Origin of the sequence: uncultured Oribacterium sp. (genome assembly GCF_902481605.1) — a bacterium.
Lineage (GTDB): Bacteria > Bacillota > Clostridia > Lachnospirales > Lachnospiraceae > Oribacterium > Oribacterium sinus.
Map to the genome: position 1 here is coordinate 25,268 of NZ_CABSXI010000022.1, position 8,551 is coordinate 33,818.

General features: G+C 46.0%; 6 protein-coding genes and 1 tRNA gene. 3 read left to right on the forward strand and 4 right to left on the reverse strand.

Going from position 1 to position 8,551, the window contains the following annotated elements; genetic code table 11:
- Positions 1–813, reverse strand: coding sequence for a metallophosphoesterase (locus RDQ32_RS05545; RefSeq protein WP_308579429.1), 813 nt, complete (start codon positions 811–813; stop codon positions 1–3).
- Between the two features lie 182 nt (positions 814–995).
- Between RDQ32_RS05545 and RDQ32_RS05550 the strand changes: the two genes are divergently transcribed.
- Positions 996–1,193, forward strand: a complete 198-nt coding sequence (locus tag RDQ32_RS05550; protein WP_183683130.1) for a helix-turn-helix transcriptional regulator — start codon at positions 996–998, stop codon at positions 1,191–1,193.
- A gap of 126 nt (positions 1,194–1,319) precedes the next feature.
- Here the strand turns inward: RDQ32_RS05550 and ftsH are convergent, their stop codons facing one another.
- A complete protein-coding gene (gene ftsH, locus RDQ32_RS05555; RefSeq protein ID WP_308579430.1) occupies positions 1,320–3,587 on the reverse strand; it encodes an ATP-dependent zinc metalloprotease FtsH in 2,268 nt (755 codons plus the stop codon).
- A gap of 157 nt (positions 3,588–3,744) precedes the next feature.
- Positions 3,745–4,833, reverse strand: a complete 1,089-nt coding sequence (gene leuB / locus RDQ32_RS05560; RefSeq protein ID WP_308579431.1) for a 3-isopropylmalate dehydrogenase — start codon at positions 4,831–4,833, stop codon at positions 3,745–3,747.
- A 281-nt stretch (positions 4,834–5,114) separates the two neighbouring features.
- Between leuB and uvrB the strand changes: the two genes are divergently transcribed.
- A complete protein-coding gene (gene uvrB / locus RDQ32_RS05565) occupies positions 5,115–7,118 on the forward strand; it encodes an excinuclease ABC subunit UvrB (protein ID WP_183683140.1) in 2,004 nt (667 codons plus the stop codon).
- Between the two features lie 170 nt (positions 7,119–7,288).
- Here uvrB and RDQ32_RS05570 read toward each other — a convergent pair whose 3' ends face one another.
- A complete protein-coding gene (locus RDQ32_RS05570; RefSeq protein WP_308579432.1) occupies positions 7,289–8,146 on the reverse strand; it encodes a MurR/RpiR family transcriptional regulator in 858 nt (285 codons plus the stop codon).
- A gap of 241 nt (positions 8,147–8,387) precedes the next feature.
- On the opposite strand from RDQ32_RS05570, the gene RDQ32_RS05575 reads away from it, so the two are divergent.
- Positions 8,388–8,459: transfer RNA gene (locus tag RDQ32_RS05575), tRNA-Arg, on the forward strand.
- Positions 8,460–8,551 lie beyond the last annotated feature (92 nt).

Genomic DNA, 8,551 nt, shown 5'->3' on the forward strand with positions numbered 1-8,551 from the left:
TTACGCTTCTCCCATAGGAAGAATGTCAAAGCAAGCCAGCTCCGGGAAGTTTGCCAAGCGCACATTGATGCTGTGGGTTCCCAGTCCCCTTCCGGTAAAATGCCATTGTTCCCCTACTTTTCGTAAGCCTCTTGGGTTTTTCACGAAAAACTTATACTGGGGGGTCATCAAAGCAAAGCCCGGGAAGCCGATAGCTCCTCCATGAAAATGTCCGGACAGCACCAAGTCCACCGGCAAAGCCTCCATTTCCGCTTGATAAAAGGGACTGTGCATTAAGGCAATACGAAAAATGTTTTTTGGCCGATTCTCCCCGGTAGCTTCTATAGCCTTTTCCCAGTTTTTCTTATCCTCTTCTCCTAAGGGCTTTTTCTTCTTCCAAAGTAGAGGCCGATAATAGGATAAATCCAAGGACAAACCGCTAAGCTCTAAGTCCTGCTCTAAGCGCAGGGAACGATTTTCTAAGAGCTCCACCTTTTCCAAAGCCTTCCGAAAGGCCTGCTGCTTTCCCTGAAAATCCTCTTTACTAAACAACTTTTCCTCATGGTTTCCAAAGGCATAGTAAAGAGGATATTTTTCTGCTAAAGCATACAGCAAACGGCAGGAATTTTCCACCTCATCTCTCTCCGCCGTTTTTTCTCCGGAATAGCTTATAGGAAAATCTCCCCCAATGAAAATCCATCGAGGCTTTAATTCCTCGATTTTTTTCAGTAAAAGGGCATTATCCTTTCCAAAGCTCTTGTCATGGAGGTCTGTCAGGAAGAGAAAACGATAGGCTTTATTTACTTTGTCAGTAGAAATCCTATACCTCTCCACTCTGAGTTGATTTCTTTCCCAGTGAGAATAGATAAGCAGGAGTATGGGGAGAATTAAGAGGAAAAGAAAAGTCATTTTGTCTATTCCTTTCTATACGAATCTGCATAGTAATGTTAAAATTATACAAGATAGAAGAATTCTTTATATTTTGTCTTCCTTTTCTCATTCTAAAAGGAGTATATGTGATTAGTTATGCCCCATTTTGGCGACTGATTGAACGAGAACAAGTGAGCCAATATCGTCTTATTCAAGACCACAAAGTTTCTGCCGCACTGCTGCATCGTTTGAAGAAAAACCTACCGGTCTCTACAGAAACCATACGACAGCTTTGCCTTTTGTTTTCCTGTACTGTTTCAGATATTATGGAAGTACGTCCTTAGAGACCGGGCATAGTCATATATGGTATTTTATCATAGGGAAAAGGTCTGCCAGAGAAGGAACTCTGACAGACCTTTTTCGTACATTTCTTTCAGAAAATGCGGTTTATCTATAGAAGCGTCTGCCTCTTAGGCTTCGGAGTGTCCTTCCTCTTTGCCCTCATTTTCCTCTGTTCCTTCTTTCAGCTCTGAAGGACTTTCCGGATGCTCTTCTCTTCCTTCCTTTTCCTTTACTTCGGCAAAGATCTTCATAAACTCTTTTCCGGTAATGGTTTCCTTCTCAATCAGGAACTTTGCAATCTCATCCAGAGCAAAACGATTCTCCAACAAAATCTTCTTGGACTCTTCGTAGCACTCCTTCAGAATGCGTGCCACTTCCTGGTCCACCTCTGTAGCAGTATCGTCTCCGCACTCTAAGACAGCCCGACCTCCCAGGTACATATTTTCCTGTCTGGCAAGTCCCATTAAGCCGAACTTCTCGGACATACCGTACTGGGTTACCATCGCTCTGGCAATCTTCGTCGCCTTCTCAATATCATTGCTGGCTCCGGTGGTTACGGTTTCAAAAACGATTTCCTCCGCGGCTCTACCTGCCAGACATTCCACCATCATGGAATGAAGCTCTGCCTTGGTATTCAGATATTTTTCTTCCTCAGGCACCTGCATAACGTAGCCCAGAGCTCCCATGGTTCTTGGGACAATGGTAATTTTCTGTACCGGCTCAGAGTGCTTCTGCACTGCTGCCACAAGGGCATGTCCTACCTCGTGGTAAGAAACAATCTTTCTCTCCTGCTGGGAAAGGATACGATCCTTCTTTTCCTTACCCACCAAAACCACTTCCACCGCCTCAAACAAGTCCTTCTGGCTAACCTTTTCTCTGCCGTTCTTTACCGCAGTGATGGCGGATTCGTTCATCATATTGGCAAGATCCGCTCCCACCGCACCGCTGGTGGCTAGGGCGATTTCGTCAAAGTCCACGCTGTCATCCAGCTTAATATCCTTGGCATGCACCTTTAAGATGTTGACTCTTCCCTTTAAATCAGGCTTTTCTACAATTACTCGACGGTCAAAACGTCCCGGACGGAGCAGAGCCGGATCCAGGATTTCCGGACGGTTGGTAGCCCCCATAACCATGATTCCCTTCCCTGCATCAAAGCCGTCCATTTCGGAAAGGAGCTGATTCAGGGTTTGCTCTCTTTCATCATTGCCCCCGTAACGGGTATCTCTGGTCTTACCGATGGCATCAATCTCATCAATGAAAATGATGCAAGGCGCAGTCTGGTTTGCCTGCCGGAACAAATCTCTTACACGACTTGCTCCCACACCTACGAACATCTCCACAAAATCCGAACCGGAAAGAGAATAGAAGGGCACATTGGCCTCTCCCGCCACAGCCTTGGCAAGCAAAGTTTTTCCGGTTCCCGGAGGTCCTACCAAAAGGGCTCCCTTAGGAAGCTTCGCACCGATAGAAGTATATTTTGTGGGATTATGCAGGAAGTCTACGATTTCCACAAGGCTTTCCTTCGCCTCATCCTCACCTGCCACATCCTTAAAGCTGATGCCGGTGTCCTTCTGCATATACATCTTCGCCTTGGACTTTCCTACTCCGGAGAATCCTCCCCCGGAGGTTCCCATCTTCTTCACCATGGCGTTCATCAGAATAATCAGGAAAACAAAGGGCAGTACAATGCTGACAATAATCTGCATCAAAAAGGCGGAATTATCCGGTCTCTTTCTGTAAATCTCCACATTGTGTCTATAGAGACGCTCCACCAAAGATGCGGCATCCGCATTGACCGGCACCACATAATAGACTCTGCTTTCCCCCTGAGTCAGCCCGGAAGAGCCGTCGGATCCTGCATTATTTCTCCTCTTCAAATGATTCTTTAAAATCATCCCCAGGATAGTTTCCCAAGAGGTTCTCTCGGAAATATCTTCCTTAAAATAAACCTCTTCCGTTTTTACACCGCCCTCTTGGCGACCTTCCTCATTATTCTTAGAGGAATCTTGCGCCAGTGAGGAATTCTGTTCAGAGAAAGAATTTTCTTCCTTTGACGTATCAAAGTTTAAGGACTTTCCTTCATCATCATCCCTGGCAATGCCTTCCTTCTCCTCTTTACTTGGATTTTCCTTCGGCTGCTCTGTCTTCACTCTGCTCTTGGGATAAACCGTAATCTGTCCGTCTCCCCACTCTACCTTGGCCACCAAATCCTGATCCACCATAGAAAGAAAACGACTATAGCTTAATTCCTGAGACATGCCCTTGGTCATAAAACGCTGGGCTACCGTATATATAAAGAAGGTTACTGTTGCCGCTATTAAAACGATGAGAACCGTCTGCCCCCAGTTAGAGAAGCCTCCATTCTCACCGCCTTTAAAATCATTATTATTATCCATTCCACTCTCCTTATTCTCATGGCTTACGCCGTTATATCATTATACGGAGAGCCCCCACATAAAGCAAGGCAAATCGGCGTCGCTACAAGCTTTTTCCGTTTTGCCTATTTTTTAAAGATATTCTATTATTTTTTTGACAAACAAGGTTCCTAGAACTTTACAGCTGAGCCACTACAAAATCCCCCATTTCCGAACAGGACAAAAGCTTTTCCCCTTCTTTTCCGGAGAAGATATCCTTGGTTCTGCCCCCCAGTGCCAATACCTTTTCCACGGCATTTTCCACTCTTTTTGCCGCCTTCTTCTCCCCCAGAGAAATTTCCAGCAGCATTGCTGCGGATAAAATGGTGGCTAAGGGATTGGCGATATTCTGTCCTGCAATATCCGGGGCGGAGCCGCCGCTGGACTCGTAAAGCCCAAAGGCATTTTCCCCTAAGGAAGCAGAGGGAAGCATGCCCAAAGAGCCGGCAATCTCCGCCATCTCATCGGAAAGGATGTCTCCGAACATATTTTCGGTAACAATCACGGAGAAATTTCTCGGATTTCGCACAAGCTCCATGGCAGTGGAATCCACTAAGGCATGGCGAAGCTCCACCTCCTTCTCTTCCTCTCCCAGCTTTGTGAAAATCTTTCTCCAAAGTCTGGAGCTATCTAAAACATTGGCCTTATCCACGGAGCAAAGCTTGCCCCCCCTTGCCTTTGCCAGGGAAAATGCAATACGTCCGATTCTTTCGATTTCATGGGCCCGATAAATCAGCTCGTCTCTAGCCACCTCTTCTCCATTTTCCTCGGTAATGGAGCGCTTTCCGAAATACAAGCCCCCGGTAAGCTCTCGAATCATCATAATGTCAAAACCATCTCCAATGATTTCTTCCTTCAAAGGACAGGCATCCCGAAGCTCCTTATAAAGCTTCGCAGGACGAAGATTACAAAAAAGGCCCAACTGCTTCCGAAGAGAAAGAAGGCCTGCCTCAGGGCGTTTTTCCACCGGCAAAGAATACCAGGGGGATACGCCCACCTTTCCCCCAATGCTTCCCATCAGCACCGCTTCAGAAGCTTTGCAAGCCTCTAAAGTATCCTCCGGCAAAGGTTCTCCATACAAATCAATGGCTGCACCCCCAAAGACTTTTTCCGTAAACTGAAGGCTAAAGCCCTCCAGCTCTGCCACCTTTTCCAGTACTTTTCTGGCCTCTCTTACAATCTCCGGTCCGATTCCGTCCCCCGGCAACGTACAAATGGAATACTGCATCTTCGCTCCTTTCTCTTCTAACACTTTTTCACTGTTGAATGCTTGTCCTCCAAAGACGCAAGACTCTATAGCTACTAAATGCTTGCTCTCCTAGGGTGCAAGACTCTATAGCCACTAAATGCTTGCTCTCCTAGGGCGCAAGACTCTCCCGCCGATAAACCCCGCATTATATTCTCCTCTATTCTACTGTAAATTTCTTTTTTAACATATATGAATTTGCTATACTAGAAATAACGTGCTGATTTTAAGCTTAAGTACATCGCTTTAGAAAGAGGAGTTTTATGGATAGATCACAGCTTACAGGAGAATTTAAACTGCATTCGGATTACGCCCCCATGGGGGACCAGCCTGCTGCCATTGAAAAACTGGTGAAGGGCTTGCAGGAGGGAAACCAGTTTGAAACCCTGCTGGGTGTTACCGGCTCCGGAAAAACCTTTACCATGGCCAATGTGATTCAACAAATCCAAAAGCCCACCCTCATCATTTCCCATAACAAGACTCTGGCGGCACAGCTTTACTCCGAGATGAAGGAATTTTTCCCGGAAAATGCAGTGGAATACTTCGTTTCCTACTACGATTACTACCAGCCGGAGGCCTATGTTCCCAGCACCGACACCTATATTGAGAAGGATTCGGACATCAACGAGGAAATCGACAAATTACGAAACTCCGCCATGGCAGCTCTTTCCGAGCGTAAGGATGTGGTGGTGGTGGCTTCCGTTTCCTGCATTTACGGTTTGGGAGCCCCAACGGAATATTTAAATATGGCCATTTCCCTCCGTCCCGGACAGATGCGGGATAGAGATGAATTGATTAAGAACCTGGTGGAAATCCAGTACAACCGAAACGATATGGATTTTCGCCGCGGAACCTTTCGGGTAAAGGGGGACATTGTAGACATTTTCCCCGCATCCGAAGGCGAACAGGCCTATCGCATCCAGTTTTTCGGAGACGAAATCGAGGAAATTCAGCTGATTGATGCCCTCACCGGAAAGGGCAAGGCGAAGCTTGAGCACTGCATGGTCTTCCCTGCCACCCCCTACGTTATTCCTATGGAGAAAATGAAGATTGCCTGCAAAAATATTTTGGAAGAGCTGGATGAGCGGGTAGCCTATTTTAAGAGTGAAGAAAAGCTTTTGGAAGCCCAGCGTATTTCCGAGCGAACCAACTTTGATGTGGAAATGATTCGGGAAACCGGGGTTTGCTCCGGTATCGAGAACTACACCAGACACTTAAACTTTGCCCAGCCCGGAGAGCCTCCCTACACCCTAATGGACTACTTTCCGGAGGATTACCTGATTATTGTAGACGAGAGCCATATCAGCCTGCCCCAGATTCGGGGAATGTATAATGGAAACCTATCCCGAAAAACCACTCTGGTGGACTTCGGATTCCGTCTTCCCTCCGCTCTGGATAATAGACCTTTAAATTTCAGTGAATTTGAAGGAAAAATCAACCAAATGCTCTTCGTTTCCGCAACTCCCGGAGAGTACGAGGCGGAGCATGAAATCCTAAGGGCAGAGCAGATTATCCGTCCTACAGGACTTTTGGATCCGGAAATCGTGGTGCGCCCCACCAAGGGACAGATTGACGACTTACTTTCCGAAATCCATAAGGAAACCGACAAGGGCAATAAGATTCTGGTCACCACCCTTACCAAGAAAATGGCAGAGGACCTTACCAAATATTTGCAGGAAGCAAAGGTAAGAGTTAAGTATCTCCATTCCGATATTGATACTTTGGAAAGAGCCGCCATTATCCGAGATATGCGTCTGGATAAGTTTGATGTTTTGGTGGGCATTAACCTGCTTAGAGAGGGACTGGATATTCCGGAGATTACGCTGGTGGCCATTTTGGATGCGGATAAGGAAGGCTTCCTTCGTTCCGAAACCTCTTTGATTCAGACCGTTGGTCGTGCTGCTCGAAATTCCGAGGGGCATGTTATCATGTATGCGGATACCATTACCGACTCCATGAGGCGTACCATTGACGAAACCAAGAGAAGACGTTCGATTCAGGAAGAATACAACAAAGCCCATGGCATCACCCCTACCACCATCAAGAAGGCGGTTCGAGATTTGATTGCCATCTCCAAGGTGCTCCGAGATGATGAGAAGGGCTTCCAAAAGGATGTGGAATCCATGTCCAGGGCAGAGATTGAAAAGATGATTCGCGAGTTTAGTAAGAAAATGCGGGCTGCCGCTGCAGAACTAAACTTCGAAGATGCCGCCCTGTATCGGGATAAGATTCAAGAGCTTCGGGACAGCTTAGAGAAAAACGGATAAGATAGTTTAATAGGCAAATAAGTCTGAAATCGGAGTACACTCTCTCCCATTTCAGACCTATTTTTTATAAAGACTATGATTCAGACTATGATTCAGACTATGATTCATATCAAACTATAATGATTTTGGGAACTATAGCTTTGGATTGCCTAATCCTTTGACCGCTTCCTTTAATTCCTATCTTTGATAGCCACAGTGGTTTTTTCCAGAATCTGATTACAATACTCGTAATGTCTCCGATAATACTCGGTGTACATAATATCTACCAGGAAGAGCTGACTGATTTCTGCGGAGGTGGAACCTTTCTGCAGAGAACCCACATTGGCTCCGGAAAGCAATAAAATATCCGTATATTCCGTAAGCTCCGACTTCTGAAAACGGGTGATAGATACCACCGTTGCACCGGACTCCTTCGCCAGCTTCGCGATCTCCACAATATCTCTGGTCGCACCGGAATAGGAGAAAATCACGGCCACATCTCCCTTCTCCATAGTTGCGGCACTCATCAGCTGCTGACTCACCATCTCTGAACAATAAACCTTCGGCTCAATACGATGGAACTTATTCATCGCCTTCATCGCGGTCAGCATGGACGCCCCAACACCAAAGAACAGAATTCGTTTTGCCTTGGAAAGAGCATTCATAGCCTCCGTCACCTTATTAAAGTCCAAGAGAGAATGAGTCTCCTTAATGGAATCAATGGTTTCCTCCAGAACCTTTCCGGCAAGCTCCGCAATATTGTCATCCTGTAAGGAAACATTGCCTCCTTCCCCCTCCTTGCTGTCCTTTCCATTACCACGCATGGATAGAGAAAGAGTCATCTTAAATTCTTGGTAGCCCTTCACATTCATGGTTTTACAAAAACGGAAAACCGAGGTGTCCCCCACCTTACAGGTTTCCGCCAAATCAGAAATAGACATAAACAGAACCTGATCGGGATTTTGTAAAATATAGTCCGCTACCTTCTTCTCTGCCTTGGTAAATTGGTTGTAAGCAGAGCGTATTTTCGTCAAAAAATCTTCCTGCATAGACTCACCCCTTCTGAAATTGTACAATATGATTATTATAGCAAATGGGAAATTTTTTTCAAGAAGCAGTGGGTAAATGAATAGAAATTTTTTCTTTTTTCTTTTATCGAGGCAATTTAAAATTTTTAACAGTGAAGTTTCTCCGCTATTCCCTTGAATTTTTTAGCGGAATGTTCTATACTTTTGAGGTTATCACCTTTGTTATAGACTGATTTCAGCTCTGTAGCTTTGGCTAATAATTGCCCCCGTAGCTTAATGGATAGAGCGCTGGCCTCCGACGCCAGTAGTGGCGGTTCGAGTCCGTTCGGGAGCATAATCACTACCACCCGTCAAACGGGTGGTTTGCTCGGGGCTATAAGCCCCTGCTACTGGCCAGCGTCTAAAGGCGCTGGCTTTCATTTTGGG